13 protein-coding genes and 1 other annotated feature are annotated in these 16,986 nt (G+C 56.5%); of the genes, 12 read left to right on the plus strand and 1 reads right to left on the minus strand.

Translation table 11 applies throughout. From position 1 onward, the window contains the following. Window positions 1–42: 42 nt before the first annotated feature. The 7 genes from VGP75_RS06255 (at window position 43) to VGP75_RS06285 (ending at window position 9,804) form a co-directional block, all read left to right on the plus strand. Window positions 43–2,331 carry a glycosyl hydrolase family 28-related protein gene (locus VGP75_RS06255; RefSeq protein WP_327542834.1) on the plus strand — a complete coding sequence of 763 codons (2,289 nt, stop codon included), beginning with the start codon at window positions 43–45 and terminating at the stop codon, window positions 2,329–2,331. A 129-nt stretch (window positions 2,332–2,460) separates the two neighbouring features. Next, entirely contained in the window at window positions 2,461–3,183 is a 723-nt protein-coding gene (locus VGP75_RS06260) for a hypothetical protein (protein ID WP_327542835.1), read from the plus strand. Window positions 3,184–3,328: 145 nt separating this feature from the next. Then, window positions 3,329–3,553, plus strand: coding sequence for a DUF1127 domain-containing protein (locus VGP75_RS06265; protein WP_327542836.1), 225 nt, complete (start codon window positions 3,329–3,331; stop codon window positions 3,551–3,553). 237 nt (window positions 3,554–3,790) lie between these two features. Further along, a complete protein-coding gene (acs, locus tag VGP75_RS06270; protein ID WP_327542837.1) occupies window positions 3,791–5,749 on the plus strand; it encodes an acetate--CoA ligase in 1,959 nt (652 codons plus the stop codon). A gap of 234 nt (window positions 5,750–5,983) precedes the next feature. Then, window positions 5,984–6,039, plus strand: a sequence feature (sul1 is cis-regulatory element that is thought to sense ions involved in sulfur or methionine metabolism; They are found in Alphaproteobacteria). 70 nt (window positions 6,040–6,109) lie between these two features. Further along, on the plus strand, window positions 6,110–7,609 hold the full coding sequence (locus tag VGP75_RS06275; protein WP_327542838.1) for a SulP family inorganic anion transporter: 1,500 nt from the start codon (window positions 6,110–6,112) through the stop codon (window positions 7,607–7,609). Window positions 7,610–7,621: 12 nt separating this feature from the next. Further along, window positions 7,622–8,473, plus strand: coding sequence for a universal stress protein (locus VGP75_RS06280; protein ID WP_327542839.1), 852 nt, complete (start codon window positions 7,622–7,624; stop codon window positions 8,471–8,473). A gap of 149 nt (window positions 8,474–8,622) precedes the next feature. Beyond that, on the plus strand, window positions 8,623–9,804 hold the full coding sequence (locus VGP75_RS06285) for a DegT/DnrJ/EryC1/StrS family aminotransferase (protein ID WP_327542840.1): 1,182 nt from the start codon (window positions 8,623–8,625) through the stop codon (window positions 9,802–9,804). A 16-nt stretch (window positions 9,805–9,820) separates the two neighbouring features. Here the strand turns inward: VGP75_RS06285 and VGP75_RS06290 are convergent, their stop codons facing one another. After that, window positions 9,821–11,191: a mechanosensitive ion channel family protein gene (locus tag VGP75_RS06290; protein WP_327542841.1), complete on the minus strand. Its 1,371-nt coding sequence runs from the start codon at window positions 11,189–11,191 to the stop codon at window positions 9,821–9,823. 179 nt (window positions 11,192–11,370) lie between these two features. Here VGP75_RS06290 and VGP75_RS06295 point away from each other — a divergent pair, with 179 nt between their 5' ends. The 5 genes from VGP75_RS06295 (at window position 11,371) to VGP75_RS06315 (ending at window position 16,824) form a co-directional block, all read left to right on the plus strand. Beyond that, on the plus strand, window positions 11,371–12,339 hold the full coding sequence (locus tag VGP75_RS06295) for a calcium-binding protein (protein ID WP_327542842.1): 969 nt from the start codon (window positions 11,371–11,373) through the stop codon (window positions 12,337–12,339). Between the two features lie 248 nt (window positions 12,340–12,587). Further along, window positions 12,588–13,991 carry a 3-isopropylmalate dehydratase large subunit gene (gene leuC / locus VGP75_RS06300; protein ID WP_327542843.1) on the plus strand — a complete coding sequence of 468 codons (1,404 nt, stop codon included), beginning with the start codon at window positions 12,588–12,590 and terminating at the stop codon, window positions 13,989–13,991. An 84-nt stretch (window positions 13,992–14,075) separates the two neighbouring features. Then, the gene (leuD, locus tag VGP75_RS06305) at window positions 14,076–14,681 is read left to right on the plus strand and encodes a 3-isopropylmalate dehydratase small subunit (protein ID WP_327542844.1); all 606 of its coding nucleotides are present in this window, start codon (window positions 14,076–14,078) and stop codon (window positions 14,679–14,681) included. A gap of 302 nt (window positions 14,682–14,983) precedes the next feature. Further along, window positions 14,984–15,796 carry a hypothetical protein gene (locus VGP75_RS06310; protein ID WP_327542845.1) on the plus strand — a complete coding sequence of 271 codons (813 nt, stop codon included), beginning with the start codon at window positions 14,984–14,986 and terminating at the stop codon, window positions 15,794–15,796. A gap of 20 nt (window positions 15,797–15,816) precedes the next feature. After that, entirely contained in the window at window positions 15,817–16,824 is a 1,008-nt protein-coding gene (locus VGP75_RS06315) for an endonuclease/exonuclease/phosphatase family protein (RefSeq protein WP_414727782.1), read from the plus strand. Window positions 16,825–16,986: the final 162 nt, after the last annotated feature.

The following is a 16,986-nucleotide window of genomic DNA, read 5'->3' on the forward strand; positions in this document are numbered from 1 at the left end:
TTGCGCCGGGCCTTTTGTTTTTCAAGCTTCAGGGGCCATTTCATGAACAAAGCTATCACTGACGGAATCGTTTTCGATCCATTGCCGTTTTCTGCCGGTCTGGCGCTCTGGTCGAGCACGGACGGCACGCCTGGGTCAGACTCTTACGCCGCCAGCGGGTCCGGTGTGTTTGTGGCGGCTGATCAGGATTTCGCAGGATGTCTGGAACTGCTGAAAATCGACCCGACGCAGCGGGTGCGGTATAAGGGTGAAACACCAATCATTCCGGGGTGTTATTTGCAGATCACTGCGCGGGTCAAGGCGGTTGCGGGCGCTTTGCCGGCGGTCCGGATTGCCGGGTGGCCCGGTGAGGGTGGCGGTGTGGAACTGGCGGGTGTCACGACCTTCGGTGCCGCGCGGCAGCTGACAAGCTATGGTCAGGTTGTTGAGGTTTCAGCCATCGTTGCCACGGCGGATCGTGGCGGTGTCGATCTGGTATGGACCGGTGCCGAATATGGCCATTTCGGCATTGACCTGACAGGGCCTACAGGCGGCGTTGTGCGGCTTGATGATATTGAGATCACCGATGTGACGGCTGCCTTTACGCGCGATCTGGTGAGTATGGTGGATGTCCGCGATTACGGAGCGAAAGGCGACGGCGTGACAGACGATAGTGCCGCGTTCAACGCTGCAGATGCTGCAGCGAACGGCCGCACCGTCATGGTGCCTGCCGGTGACTACCTTTTGGAAAACAACGTCACAATCGAAAGCCGTATCCAGTTCGAGGGGCGGATTGTCCAAGCGCCCGAACATCGGTTTATTTTGCAGCAGGAGTACAATTACGACACCTATTTCAAGGCTTTTCAGGACGAAGAACTGGCGTTCAAAAAGGCCTATCAGGCCTTGATAAACTTTGCCGACCATGATTCGCTTGATTTGTGTGGGCGCCGCATTTTGTTGACGGAACCGGTGGACATGCAGGCGGCAGACCCGTCACGCACCCGCTTTGAAACCCGCCGTGTGATCCGCAATGGCCAGTTCCAGCCTGCCGATGGCGCGGCATGGGATACGGTCGAGGTCACGTCGCAAGCGACCTATTCCGCCAGCGATGACAAGCGTCTGACAAATGTAGTCAACGCGGCCAGCATCCCCGTGGGGTCTTTGGTGCAGGGCAATGGTGTCGGTCGCGAGATCTATGTGACTGCGGTTAATGAAGCAGCACAGACACTCGAACTCAGCCTTCCGCTTTTTGACGCGGAGGGCACGCAGGTTTTCACCTTTTCGCGCTTTCAGTACATGCTCGACTTTTCAGGCTATGAGAAATTCAGCCAGTTCATCCTTGACGACATCGAGTTTCAGGGCCGCGGCGTCGCAAGCGGGATCATGCTGGCCCCCGACGGGTTTACCTTTCATGTCCGTGATTGTTTCATCAACCGGCCCAAAGACCGTGGTCTCACGTCACCGGGGCGTGGGTGTCAGGGAATGATGATTGACCGTTGCCAGCTGATTTCGCAGGAGCAATCCGTGCCTGTGGCGAACCGCGTGAGCATCGGGTTCAACGCCAATGCCAACGATGTCAAAATCCGCGATAACCGGACCAGCAAGTTCAAGCATTTCTGCGTTTTGGCTGGGTCCGGTAACCTGATGACGGGCAACCACTGGTTCCACGGCGATGATGAGGTCAATGGCGTGCGGATGGGTGGGATCGTCCTGACCTTGCCGAACCCCAAGAGCATTTTCACCGGGAACTATTGCGACAACAACTTTATTGAATGGACGAACGAGCATGATGCAACACCGGCCTTTGGCGCGCAGTTTTCCTTTGGCGGTCTGACGATCACCGGAAACATGTTCACGACCAACGATGTGGCGGACTGGTTCAATTTTATTGTGATCAAACCCTATGGGCCAGGGCATTTCATCAATGGCTTTGCCGTTATCGGCAACGTGTTCCGTTCGCTCAACGGGCGTATTGACCGGGTCGAGCATGTGGATACGACCTTTGCCGATCTGGACTACAGCCGGACCCGCAGCTTTGTCTTCACCGGCAACACATTCCACAATGTGAACGAGCCCGTGTCCAATCCGGCGGTCCTGACCCATACGCAGGCCACCGAGGCCATCACCTGGGTGATGGAAACGGCCACGACTTTGCCCTTTGCGGGGCGCGCGCTGACGGTTGAAAGCGTGATGCCGGATGGGCCGATCACCAACGCAGGCAACACGCGCGTGCATGATCTGCCTTGGACTGAGGGCGAACAGGGCAGCAGCCTGCGCGATGTTCATCTGAATTGGAGCCAACCTGTGAAAGGGCAGGTGCGCTATTCAGTACGGATGGACCAGACGGACTAAGCCACAAGCACGTAGCAAAAAAGGCGGGTTGCAAGCGTCTTTTTGCTGCAGTGCAGAATAATGCTGCGTTTGCGAATAATATCGTGTATACTGGGTGTGAAATAGGGTTTTGCCAATAAGGGAGCCATTATGACACCGGCAGTTACACTTTCAATGACAGCGCAGGGGATGCAGATCGCCAGTGCTGTAATCGGCCAGCAAATGCGCCTGACGGATACCATGATTGACCAGATGATGGTCGCACAGCGCGCACTGATGAGCGGTTATGCGTTGGCCCCGTCCGCCGAACCTGCCGCGAAGCCGAAGGCTGCGACAGTCAAGCCAAAGGCTGGAAAGAAAGCAAAGGCTGCTGCCAAGAAGGCGGCACCCAAAAAAGTGGCACCAAAGAAAGCGGTGCCAAAGCAAGTCGTCGCGTCAGAGGCTGCACCGAAAGCTGACACGAAACCTGCGCCTGTTGCGAAAGTAGCGGCCCCGACACCAGCTAAGGCTGCGCCCAAGCCGGAAGAGAAAGCGACCGCCAAGCCAGCACCAGCGGCTTCTGTTCAGACAAAAGCAGATCCAACGCCTGCGCCGGTAAAGGCTGAAAAGGCAAAGCCTGTATCAAAGAAGGCTGCCCCAAAAGCCAAGACCAAAGTCACGGCTACACCGGCCCAGCCTGCGGTTGCTGCCACACCGGCCCAGCCTGCCGTTGCTGCCACACCGGCCCAGCCTGCGGTCGCTGCCGCACCGACGCCGGTTGCACCAAAGCCGGAAGCGGCTACGCCAGCGCCAACGCCTGCCGCGACCAAGCGTGCCAAGGCGGTCACTGTCCCCGATGCCCCGTGGGATGGGGCAGCTGCCCCCAAGAAATGATGCATTTCTGAGCCCCAAGCCATGCGAACACAGCCCATCATGCAGTATCTGCATGGTGGGTTTGCGTTTTTTGACCGTTGCCGTCCCGTCGTCACCACCCTACCTCTCGTCGTGGGAGGACAGACACACATTGACGAGGCGCAAAATGGCTCTCCAACCCGACAACACACTGATTTCAAACCGCGAAATGCTGATCGAACTGGTGATGAAACCACTTCGCGCTATCGGCTCCATGCTTGAGAGTATGGCCGTCAGCAATTCACGGACACAGGCGCTGCAGGCGATCTGGGATATTCCGGAAGAAGAACTGCGCGCCAAAGGTCTGACACGTGCTGATGTGATCAGCATGACATTCCGCCACGACGCATAAGCGTTTTGCACGTTGGGCCGTCGAGATCAGCGACGGCCCGGTTGCGCACGCCGCCGCAGGTACGAAATATGTAAATATTTTAACAGTCGCCATTCATCTGGCGGCTTTATTTTTACAAACCGTCCCAGTTGTCCCCAACGAGACTTGGATTCGATCACATTTTCGCCATGATGCACGCTGAGGAGGCCGTCGGGCGCGTGCCCACGGTTGTGAAGAAGTGATCAGGGGGGACATGCCATGACCGATCAATCAGCCGGAATCTATCCACCATCATCCGCAATGGCGGCAGGGGCGCACGCCGATAAGGCGACATACGAGGCAATGTACGCCGCGTCGATCAACGATCCTGAGGCGTTCTGGGGCGAGCATGGCAAGCGGATCGACTGGATCAAACCTTACACGCGCGTGAAAAATACCAGCTTTGCCCCCGGTGCGGTTGATATCAAATGGTATGAAGACGGTACGCTGAACGTGAGTGCCAACTGCATCGACCGCCATCTTGCGACGCGCGGCGAGCAGACCGCGATCATCTGGGAGCCTGACAGCCCCGATGATGAAGCGCTGCACATCACCTATAACATGCTGCACGAGAAAACCTCGTTGATGGCGAATGTGCTCAAGGAAATGGGTGTGAGCAAGGGTGACCGCGTCGTCCTCTACCTCCCCATGATCCCCGAGGCCGCCTATGCGATGCTGGCCTGCGCGCGGATTGGGGCGATACATTCCATTGTGTTCGCGGGTTTCTCGGCCGAGGCGCTGGGCGCGCGCGTCAACGCCTGCGATGCCAAGGTTGTAATTACATCCGATGGCGCACCGCGTGGTGGCCGTGTCACCAACCTCAAGGACAGCGTGAACCAGGCACTGCTGAATGATTACAACGACGTGAAATGTCTGGTGGTCAAGCGGACCGGCCAGCAGATCGCGTGGCGTGGTGATCTGGATTACTGGCTGCACGAAATGGAAGAAAAGGTCAGCGCTGATTGCCCGCCCGAGGAAATGAACGCCGAAGATCCGCTGTTCATTCTCTACACTTCCGGTTCCACCGGTCAGCCCAAAGGGGTTGTCCATTCCAGCGGTGGTTATCTGGTCTATGCAGCCATGACGCAGCAATACACGTTCGATTATCACGACGGTGATATCTTCTGGTGCACCGCAGATGTGGGCTGGGTCACCGGCCACAGCTATATCGTTTATGGTCCGCTCGCCAATGGTGCGACAACGATCATGTTCGAAGGTGTGCCGACCTATCCTGATGCGGGCCGGTTCTGGGCCGTATGCGAAAAGCACAAGGTGAACCAGTTCTATACCGCCCCGACCGCGATCCGCGCGTTGATGGCGCAGGGCAACAGCTTTGTCGAAAAATATGACCTGTCCGACATCAAGGTGCTGGGCACCGTGGGCGAGCCGATCAACCCCGAAGCATGGAACTGGTACAATGATGTTGTTGGCAAGGGCAAAGCGCCCATCGTCGACACATGGTGGCAGACCGAAACCGGCGGTCACTTGTTAACACCATTGCCGGGCGCAACAGCGACTAAGCCGGGTTCGGCGACATTGCCGTTCTTTGGCATTCAGCCCGTTATTCTGGAGCCAACCTCGGGCGAGGAAATCCATGATACCGCCGCCGAAGGTGTGTTGTGCATCAAGGATAGCTGGCCTGCCCAGATGCGCACCGTCTGGGGCGATCACAAACGGTTCGAGAAGACGTACTTCAGCGACTACAAGAACTACTACTTCACCGGTGACGGCTGTAAGCGCGATGAAGACGGGTACTACTGGATCACCGGCCGCGTTGATGACGTGATCAACGTCTCGGGCCACCGGATGGGTACGGCCGAGGTAGAGAGCGCTTTGGTCGCCCATGCGAAAGTGGCTGAGGCGGCTGTGGTTGGCTATCCGCATGCGATCAAGGGGCAGGGGATCTATGCCTATGTCACGCTGATGAACGGCGAAGAACCATCAGACGAACTGCGCAAAGAGCTGGAAGTCTGGGTCCGTACCGAGATCGGCCCGATTGCCAAGCCAGATCTGCTGCAATGGGCACCCGGCTTGCCGAAAACGCGGTCGGGCAAGATCATGCGCCGCATCCTGCGCAAGATCGCCGAGGATGATTTCGGTGCGCTGGGCGATACCTCGACATTGGCTGATCCGTCCGTGGTGGACGATCTGATCGAGAACCGGATGAACCGCGGCTAAGGGCCCACCGTTCTTCGAGCAATAAAAAAAACCGCACAGCGATGTGCGGTTTTTGACTATCTGGCAACAAAGGTCGCCTCTGTGCCTCTTGCCACACTGTTGTGTCGGGTGGCACTGATAGCCACCTGCTGCGCGACCTATGATTGAACATGATCAATCAAGAGGCGTGATGACACCCTTTATGAAAGTAGTTGATTTTTGGATTAGGTTAGGGTCTATGCGGCGCTAATCACGTTAGGACCTGGTGAAAATCCAGGTGGCTCTTCCGGCCGCTGATCCGCCGGATAACCCTGAAAAAACCCAAGAATAAGCCGACCGTCTTTCAAAAGGCGATCCGGCACAGGGTACTGGATTTCTTATATGATCTCTCTTTCTGACTACCGACAGCAATGGTTCGGTAACATCCGTGGCGATGTGCTTGCGGGTACTGTCGTTGCGCTGGCTTTAATTCCGGAAGCCATCGCTTTTTCCATTATTGCTGGTGTGGACCCAAAGGTGGGTCTTTACGCCTCTTTCTCTATTGCTGTTCTGATTGCCTTTGTCGGCGGGCGGCCCGGCATGATTTCTGCCGCCACTGCGGCGACGGCAGTGCTCATGGTAACTCTCGTAAGGGACCACGGTCTTGAATATCTGCTGGCCGCCACTGTGCTGGCCGGTCTGCTTCAGATAGGCGCGGGTTTTTTGAAGCTGGGACGCTTCATGCGCTATGTATCCAAATCTGTCATGACAGGATTTCTGAACGCGTTGGCGATCCTGATCTTCATGGCCCAGTTGCCGGAACTCAACCTTGCCAATCCGGGTGTGACTTACCTGACCTACGCGCTGGTCGCATTAGGACTGGCGATCATCTACTTGTTCCCGCGCCTGACGACAGCTGTTCCGTCGCCGCTGGTCACGATCGTCGTGTTGACGATTCTGGTTGTCGCGATGGGCTGGGATGGCGTGCGCACAGTCGGCGACATGGGTGCAATGCCGGACACTCTGCCGGTTTTCCTCATCCCTCAAATACCACTCAATCTTGAAACTCTCCTTATCATCCTGCCCTATTCATTAGCCGTTGCCGTCGTGGGACTGCTGGAAAGCCTGATGACGCAGAACATCGTTGACGATCTGACTGATACCAAGTCGAGCCGCGATCAGGAATGCATCGGGCAGGGCATCGCCAATACCGCCACTGGTTTCATCGGCGGTATGGCGGGTTGCGCGATGATCGGGCAATCGATCATCAACGTCAAATCCGGGGGGCGCGGTCGTTTATCGGCGTTTACCGCCGGTGTTTTGCTTCTGATCCTTGTCGTTGGCCTTGGCGATCTGGTTGCCCGTATTCCGATGCCAGCACTTGTGGCCATCATGATCATGGTCTCTATCGGCACGTTCTCATGGTCGTCGATCAAGGACATGCGTGTGCATCCGCGTTCGTCAACTGTGGTGATGCTGGCAACTGTTGTGACGGTTGTTTACACGCACAATCTCGCCATCGGGGTTTTGATTGGCGTCCTGCTATCGGGGATTTTCTTTGCAGGCAAAATCGCGCAGCTGTTCCGGATCACGTCTAGCTTGTCGGAAGATGGTCGCACCCGAACATATGTCATAGAAGGACAGTTGTTCTACGGTTCTACAGAGGATTTCGCGGAGGCCTTTGATTTCCGCGAGGCTCTTGAACGGGTCATCATTGACGTAAGTCGGGCCCACATCTGGGATATCAGCTCTGTTCAGGCACTGGACATGGCAATACTGAAGTTCCGCCGTGACGGCGCGGAAGTCGAGGTGATCGGCATGAACGAGGCATCGGAAACGATCGTTGATAAGCTTGCAATACATGACAAGCCCGGCGCGATGGACAAGTTGTTGGGACACTGAGGGAGCAACACCATGGAAAAGATACTGACACTACTTGACGGATCTGCCTATTCTGAAAGCGTCTGCCATCATACCGCATGGATCGCGCAGAAGCTGAATGCCGGCGTGGAAGCGATGCATGTACTGGGCCGTCGCGAAGGTGCTGTCTCGACGGACCTTTCGGGCGCATTGGGGCTAGGTGCGAGAAGTGCGCTTCTGGCAGAACTGTCCACGCTGGACGAACAGCGCGCAAAGCTTGCTCAGGCGAAAGGCCATGCCATTCTGGAAGATGCCAGAGCAATCCTCGAGAAGAACGGAATTCCCAATGTGAATTTGCGTCTGCGAAAGGGTGATCTTCTGGAAGCGGTGCGCGAGCTTGAAGGCGATATTTGCGCAATCACTATCGGAAAACGCGGTGAAGCTGCTGGTTTTGCTTCTGGTCATTTAGGCTCTAACCTCGAACGGATCGTGCGCACCTCCAAAGTGCCTGTCTTCGTGGCCTCACGAGAGTTTCGACCGATATCAAAGGTTCTCGTGGCCTATGATGGTAGCGCGAGTGCCAAGGTCGCAATCGAACGCATGTCGGCCAGCCCTGTTTTTGCTGATCTTGACGTCTGCGTTCTCAGTGTGGCGCAAGATAAGGCCCGCGCTCAGAGTACTGCGGATGAAGCTGTTGCAAAGTTGCAGGCAGCGCAGATCACGGCATTGCCTCGTGTCGCAACAGGCGAACCCGAAGACGTGCTGGAAAAGCTGGTCGCTGAAGAAGGGTTCGATCTTCTGGTGATGGGTGCCTATGGGCATAGCCGGATCAGAAGCCTCATCATAGGGTCTACGACAACAGCGATGATCCAGTCAGTGAAGATTCCTGTTCTGCTTTACAGATAAGTTCGGGAAGCGGCCTGTGCTGGCCGCCGCTCAAGCGCAGAATTGCACCGGCGAGGTTGACCCTCACCAAGGGCCGCTATTTCTTTGGCTTGTGTGTCATTGTTCTGTCATAAAATTTGACCAGTGATAGGAGGAAAAGAGGAACCCACATGAAGCAGTGCCCAGACGTCTACTCCGCAGAACCAATCCCGCAGGCCGCATTCGATGAGGTGCAGCGCCTTCTTAGTTCTGGTGACCTGTTCCGCTATACCGCCCCGCAAAACGCCCCTGTTTCTCTGCTGGAGCAGGAATTCGCGACGATGATGGGGACGAAATACGCTTTGGCCGTGTCAAGCTGTTCGGCGGCACTGTTTCTGTCGCTCAAGGCGCTTGATCTGCCAAAGGGTGCGCGGGTCCTGATCCCCGCCTTCACCTTTGCCGCCGTACCTTCCGCCGTGGTGCACGCGGACTGTGTGCCTGTTCTGGCCGAATGCGGGGCAAACTATCGCATCGACCTTGCCGATTTCGAAGCGAAACTCGGTGGGGTAGCAGCCGTCATCATCTCGCATATGCGGGGCCATACTTCGGACATGGACGCGATCATGGCACTTTGCGCAGCGCGCGATGTGCCTGTGATCGAAGACGCCGCCCATTCGCTTGGGACCACCTGGAAGGGCCGCAAGATCGGCACCATTGGCAAGATCGGCTGTTTCAGCTTTCAAAGCTACAAGATGGTGAATGCGGGTGAAGGCGGGATATTGGTCACTGACGATGCAGACAGCGTTGCGCGCGCCATTATCATGTCGGGGGCATATGAACACACCTGGATGAAACATGTGGTGCCCCATGACACTATGCAGAAATGGCAAAACAAGCTGCCACTTTATAATCTGCGCCTGTCCAACCTGTCTGCTGCGATCATTCGCCCGCAATTGGAAGAACTGCCGCGCCGCATCCGCGACGGGCTGCGCAACCATGACCATGTGGCGGCGCGTCTGAACGGCTGTCCTTGGTTTGATGTGCCTGCGCCGCTGGAAGGAGAGCGCCGTGCGCCCGATTCGATCCAGTTCAACCTGGCCCAGATGACCGATGCAGACTGCGCAGCCTTCGCTGCGGCATGTGCGGCCAGCGGGTTGAAAGTCCAAATTTTCGGCCAGTCAGCCGATAACGCCCGCGCGTTCTGGAACTGGGAGTTTCTTGATCATCCGGGTGATCTGCCGCAGACCCGCGCCATGCTGATGATGGCCTGCGACGTGCGTTTGCCCGCGCGGCTGACACCGGAAGAGTGTGATATCATTGCTGACGTTTTGCTTTCTGCTGTGCGGGATGTGATGGACAAGGCTGCGGCCTGAGCGCAATTGGTGCAGCCTAGTCGCCCATGCGCACATGCACCTGCTCGCTCTCCAACAACTTCACCTCGCGCTGCGGGAACGGGATGCTGATGCCGTGTTCTTTGAACGCGTCCCAGAGCGCCAGATAGACGTTGCCGCGGATGTTGGTCAGGCCCCCCGTCGGGTCCCTGATCCAGAAACGCAGGATATAATCGACCGAGCTGTCGCCAAAACCCACGATATGGCAAACTGCGGGGCGGTTTTTCAGAACACGATCCACGCTTTGTGCGGCCTCAATGGCGATGCGGCGCACCTCGTGGGGGTTGTCATGGTAAGCGGTGCCAAAATGGATATCGAGGCGTACAAATTCGTTGGAATGGGACCAGTTGACCACCTGTCCGGTGATCAGATCCTCGTTCGGGATCAGATATTCGCGGCCATCGCGCGTGACCACAGACACATAGCGCGCCCCCAGCGAATTGATCCAGCCGAAGGTGTCACCAAGGCTGATAACATCGCCGGGCTTGATGGACTTATCCAGCAGGATGATGACACCCGACACAAGGTTCGACACCACTTTCTGCAAACCAAAACCAAGGCCGACACCGATTGCACCGGACAGCACCGCAAGGCCTGTCAGATCGATCCCGAGGGCGCGGACGCCGACAAAGAATGCCGCGCCATAAAAGGCAATCTGTACGCCCTTGACGATCAGCACCTGCATTGAGGGGCTGATGTCCTCATTGGCCTTGATCCGGCTGGCGGTGGTTGTCGTAAAGAACCGCGCCAGCGCAATCAGACCGCCAAGGATGACAAGACCCTGAACGAGCAACAGCAGCGAGAAACGGATATCCCCGATGGTGAACCCGATGCTGTCCAGCAAACGTTCGGCCACGTCCAGCAGGCCCAGGATCTGTAGCGTTGCCCACGTCCAAGCCCCATAGCGGACAAACCTCCGCAGGACGGGGCTTTTGATCAGGCGGGTGGCAAATACGATCAGCAGCCATGCCAGCGCCAATGTGCCGATCACACTGAGAAGATAGCTCCGGCTTGGCCATGTGATCTCGCGCATGGCAAAGACGACGAACCAGATGAGCGAGACAAAGAAAATCGCGCGCAGACGTTGGTGCACGACGACCAGAATCCGCATCCGCCACTTTGGCCAGTTTTCGCGCGAACCCATCCAGGCCCGAATGCGCGGCCCCAAAATGGCGCGCAACAGATGGGCAACGGCGAACACGGCCAAAGCAATCAGGATCTGGTAGAGGTTCCACGTGCGGAACATGCTTTCCACAAAGACCTGCGCCTGCGTCAACAGATCAGTGCTGATCGTGATGACCTCTTGAAGCGGTGCCTCGAAGGATCCTCCCGCGCTTGGAGTGGTCGCTGCGTTGGTGTGCTGGGCCATCTTGATCCTGATCTATTGGTCCTGACTTTCAGCGTCGCATGTGGTTGCGACACGGGCAAGTGGCCTATCCTTGCTTGTGCGCCGTCGTAGCCTTTCGTCGCTTGTTTGAATTCTTGTGAGGGCCGAATTCTGGCGCTAGAGTTGTCCCAGATGTTTTGGTTTTGTGAAAGAATGCATTGATGGATATCGGTTTTCTTCTTCTGTTGCTTGCTGGCGGTGCCCTGCTTGTTCCGCTTTTTGCCGGTGATGACGACGATGATGGCGGCGGTGCGCGCGAGATAAATGGAACGCCTGAAGATGACGAACTTGAAGGCACTTCAGGTCCTGATCTGATTCAGGGTTTTCTTGGAGATGATATCATCAACGGGAATGGCGGACTTGATACGCTGCGCGGCGGTGGTGGCAACGACATCATCACAGGCGGCGAGGATCGTGACGTGATATTTGGTGGCGCGGGTGATGATCGGCTTTTCGGCCTTGGCGGCAACGATACAATCGAAGGCGGCGGAGGCGACGACTATATTGATGCCGGCGAGGGCGACGACATCGTGCGCGCAGGTGCCGGGAACGACACAGTGTTCGGCAACCTTGGGAGTGATATACTGCGCGGTGAAGACGGTGACGATGACATCTTCTTGTGGGGCGAGGAAGGCCACGCATTTGGTGGGCAGGGCAACGACGAGCTCATCATGGTGACTGGCCGCGGTATTCTTGAAGGGGTTGCGGGTGAAAACACCTTCTACGCTTTTGCAAACGATGATGATGCCCAGCAGACTGTCGCCATAATTGATGATTTTGGTACTGGCGACGAGATCGTCATGACCATTGATACAAGTGACGCGGGTGCGGAGGATGCCGATATTCTGGTCACATTGACTGAAGGCACCCTGAACGGCATCGCCGGTTACAATGTTGAAGTGTCTTTCGCTGATCCGGATGCTGTGGAGGGTTCCGAAACTGTCGAAACATCCCGCGTCTTTATCTATGGCACAGCAAGTGTGACGCCACAGCAGGTGATTGATGCGCTTCGGGTGGATGTAACGGTGGACGCAGAACTGACAGTGGAGGGTGCTGCAAATACCTTTGCTGATGTCGCGGCTGGCGCAACAAACAGCTTTTCTGTCAATTCCCCGCTTCTAACGGTGTAATCTCTCTCACAGTGGCCTGTTTCCTGTTGCAAGGGGCGCGATTGATGCCGTCAATCGGTCACAGTCTCTTGCAGCAGTTCCTTGGCGCGTGTATCTCATCGCTTATGAAAAAGGTTTTTGACATGGATGATCGCGCACGCCTGCCTTGGCGGTTCTTTGGTGCGCGCAGCACAATCCTAGCACGCGGGTAACGCCCGCCTGTTTCCGCACGCCTGACGACTACTGACATTTTGATACGGGAGAGGACAATGTCCCCCAAAACGCTCTATGATAAAATCTGGGATGCGCATGTAGCCCATGAAGCCGAAGACGGCACCTGCCTGCTCTATATCGACCGCCATCTGGTGCACGAAGTGACCAGCCCCCAAGCCTTTGAAGGGCTGCGTATGGCAGGCCGCAAGGTACGCGCGCCGGAAAAGACCATCGCTGTGCCGGACCACAACGTGCCGACCACGCCGGGCCGTGACGACCCCAAGAATATGACAGAGGATAGTGCCATTCAGGTGGCCGCCCTTGATACCAATGCCAAGGACTTTGGGATCCACTACTACCCTGTGTCTGACGTGCGCCAGGGCATCGTGCATATCGTGGGCCCCGAGCAGGGCTGGACCTTGCCTGGCATGACGGTGGTCTGCGGTGACAGCCATACGGCGACCCATGGGGCCTTTGGTGCGTTGGCGCATGGTATCGGGACATCGGAAGTGGAGCACGTGCTGGCCACACAGACGCTGATCCAGAAGAAATCCAAGAACATGAAGGTCGAGATCACCGGCAAGCTGCGCCCTGGTGTGACGGCCAAGGATATTACCCTGTCCGTGATCGGGGCCACCGGCACCGCAGGCGGCACCGGGTATGTAATCGAATACTGCGGTGAGGCGATCCGCGATTTGTCCATGGAAGGCCGCATGACGGTCTGCAACATGGCCATCGAGGGTGGCGCGCGCGCGGGTTTGATTGCGCCTGACGAAAAAACTTTTGCATATTGTAAAGGCCGCCCACATGCACCGAAAGGTGCAGCATGGGAGGCCGCGGAGGCCTATTGGCGCACGCTTTACACAGATGAAGGTGCGCATTTCGACAAGGTTGTCACGCTGAAAGGCGAGGATATTGCCCCCGTGGTGACATGGGGCACTTCGCCCGAGGATGTGTTGCCGATTACGGCAAATGTGCCTGCGGCGGAAGATTTCACCGGCGGCAAAGTCGGTGCGGCACAGCGCTCTCTCGATTACATGGACCTCAAGCCGGGCACGCCGTTGAAGGACATCGCAATTGACACTGTCTTTATCGGCTCCTGCACGAACGGCCGGATCGAGGATCTGCGCGCCGCAGCGGAAATCCTGAAAGGCAAGAAAATCGCCGTGAAACGCGCGATGGTCGTCCCCGGTTCGGGTCTGGTGCGCGCGCAGGCCGAAGAGGAAGGGCTGGCTGATATCTTTAAAGAGGCCGGCTTTGAATGGCGTCTTGCTGGGTGTTCGATGTGTCTGGCGATGAACCCCGACCAGCTTGCTCCGGGTGAACGCTGTGCGGCAACGTCGAACCGCAACTTCGAAGGCCGGCAAGGGCGCGGTGGACGTACGCACCTGATGTCGCCTGCGATGGCGGCGGCAGCTGCGATTACGGGTAAACTGACCGATGTGCGGGAACTGATGTAAGCGGCGCGCTCATCAGCCCCTAACGGGGGCTTTCTTCGCGAAGAAGGCCCGAAGGGGCTGATAAGCAGCCCGAAAGGAAAAAAGATGCAGAAATTTACAAAACTCAGTGGCATTGCAGCACCCATGCCTTTGGTCAATATCGACACCGATATGATCATTCCGAAACAGTTCCTTAAAACGATCAAGCGCTCGGGCCTTGGCGTGAACCTCTTTGATGAGATGCGTTATGACGACGACCGGAACGAAATCCCTGATTTCGTTCTCAACAAACCGCAGTATCGCGAAGCACAGATCCTTGTCGCTGGCGATAACTTTGGGTGTGGTTCGTCGCGCGAGCATGCGCCTTGGGCGATTGCCGACTTTGGTATCACCTGTGTGATCGCGCCGTCCTATGCCGACATCTTCTACAGCAACTGTTTCAAGAACGGCATTTTGCCTATCGTGCTGCCGCAAGAGCAGGTGGATGTGTTGATGAAGGATGCCGAGAAGGGATCAAATGCGCGGATCGAAATTGATCTGGAAGCGCAGACGGTGACCACATCGGATGGTGACACCTTCAGCTTTGAAGTCGACAGTTTCAAAAAGCATTGCCTGATGAACGGTCTCGATGACATCGGTTTAACGATGGAAAAGGCCGCATCAATCGACGCCTTTGAAGCGGAAGCCGCGACCGCCCGTCCTTGGGTTTAGGTTCTAAATCCAGCCGACAAGATGAGCCGCTCTTTTGGGAGCGGCTTATTTTTTGCGTCCTTCATTGAAGCATTGCCACTTCTCATGGCGTGCCTGCGATCAAATTGCCACGTCTTGGTGGCATTCTGGCATCACCCCCAGGCCAAAATGGAAGTTTCCCCCGCGTTTCAGGCACCCGTCAGTTGAAGCGTGAAAGAGGATTTGTTCACATTCAGATAAAGCATATAGATGCGTGTAAGGATTTGCGGGCTGACTGGCGACAAATTACGCCCCTGCGTCGGCCCAAAGAAGGATAAAGTGCCGTGTTATCTCGTTTGCCCGCAGCATTGGTAAGAGCCATTCTGGTCGTGATGTTGGTCATCATGCCCTATGCGCTTGTGCCAAGCAATGGGTCGGATAGCACGCAGATCATTGTTTTGATTGCGATCTTTGGTGCCCTTTTCACGATTGTTGAGTATAGTTCAAGCAGCCCCAGTCTTGTGGAATTCCGCGACGCACCGCCCTTCAACAGGGTCCGCTTTTCAGCACTTTTTGCGACTGTCTTTTGTCTTGCGATGATTTTCAAAGGCGTCGATTCACCCAGTACAATCTCGACATATTTTCAAAATAGCGGGAGCGTGATTGGCGCTACGATTGATTTCCCTTATTCGCCAGTGCGCCTGATGGTCGTGATGATGCCCGACAGCACGGATCCCACTGTCATCCAGCGCCTGCGAGATGCAGCAGGACTCAGCTATCTGATCTCGGTTTTCTCTGTCATCTGGTTCATTATCCTGCTGCGGCTTTATCGTTGGCCGCGCCGGACTGGTGCATTCAATGTCTGGATCAACCTGCCCACATTTGACCCCACAGCAGGTGGTGATGTTGTCAAAAGGCTCCAGCGGGACGGCCGCGTTAACATTATCTTAGGGTTTCTGCTGCCCTTCTTGGTGCCAGCGGTGCTCAAGTTGCTCGCGGCGATGGGCACGGTGATCAATCTTGATAATCCGCAGACGTTGATTTGGACGGTTTCTGCATGGGCATTCCTGCCAGCCAGTATTCTGATGCGCGGTGTGGCCCTCAGCCGCGTCGCGCAGATGATCGAAGTCCAGCGCAGCAAATCCCACGCTCTCTAGGCCTTGGGATATATGTTTTTATGGGCCTGTGCGTGGCTGGCACGGTCCAAGCCGAGCCGTTTCGCGTGGCAACTTTCGCAGCTCCGTTGAGCCGTGACGGACCCGGGCTTTTGCTCCGTGATATTCAAAGTGGCGACGCGACAGAAATTAGAGCTATTCAAAATATCATCGCCCGTAACAGGCCTGATATTCTGGTTTTGACGGATTTTGACTATGATCTGGATGGCATCGCGCTTGCGGCCTTTGCAGACTTATTTGCAGATCCCTATCCGCATATGTTTGCCCTACCGTCAAATGCTGGCTTGGCAACGGGTCTCGATCTAAACGCAAACGGTCGACTTGGTGAGGCGCGGGATTCACAAGGTTATGGCAGGTTTGCCGGTGACGGCGGCATGGCGATCCTGTCACGCTTTCCGATATTGGCGGAGCAGGTCACGGACTATTCAGAGGTCCTTTGGAAGGATCTGCCTGACGCCGCATTGCCCCAGCTGTCAGGTGCGCCGTTTCTCGGTGTCGCAGCGATAGATCAACTGCGCCTGTCATCAACAGGCCATTGGATTGTCCCGATCGCAGTGCCGGGTGGCCCTCCGATTTCTGTGATGGCATTTGATGCGACACCGCCGGTTTTTGATGGGCCCGAAGACATGAACGGACTGCGCAACCGCGATGAACTGCGTCTGTGGGAAATCGTGTTAGAAGGTGGCTTTGGCCCCGCTCCGGACAGTTTTGTGATTGCGGGAAACGCCAATCTCGACCCCAAGGGGGGTGAAGGGTATCGACAGGCCATGGCAGACTTCCTGGCACTTGCGTCACTGCAAGACCCGTTGCCGGATCTGCCGACGGCGCATTGGCCAGAAGACGGGCCAGGGGATCTGCGCGTCAGCTATGTTTTGCCGTCCCGGGACTGGCAGATCGTGGCTGCAGGCGTATTCTGGCCCGGCCCCGACGATCCCGACCGTGCCCTTCTGGGTGAGGATGGTCTGGCTGCCGGTCCGCACCGGCTTGTTTGGGTCGATATCAGCCGCTAACGCCTTGGTATCTTGAACCTGACGCCTCATCGCGTTAGGGCGTTTGCAACAAATTCAAGCAAGGACCAACACAATGGCAAACCCTTCTCTTTTGATCCTCGCCGGTGACGGCATTGGCCCCGAAGTTATGGACGAAGTGAAGCGGATCATCGGTTGGTTCGG

Origin of the sequence: Yoonia sp. (assembly GCF_036007805.1) — a bacterium.
Taxonomy (GTDB): Bacteria; Pseudomonadota; Alphaproteobacteria; order Rhodobacterales; family Rhodobacteraceae; genus Yoonia.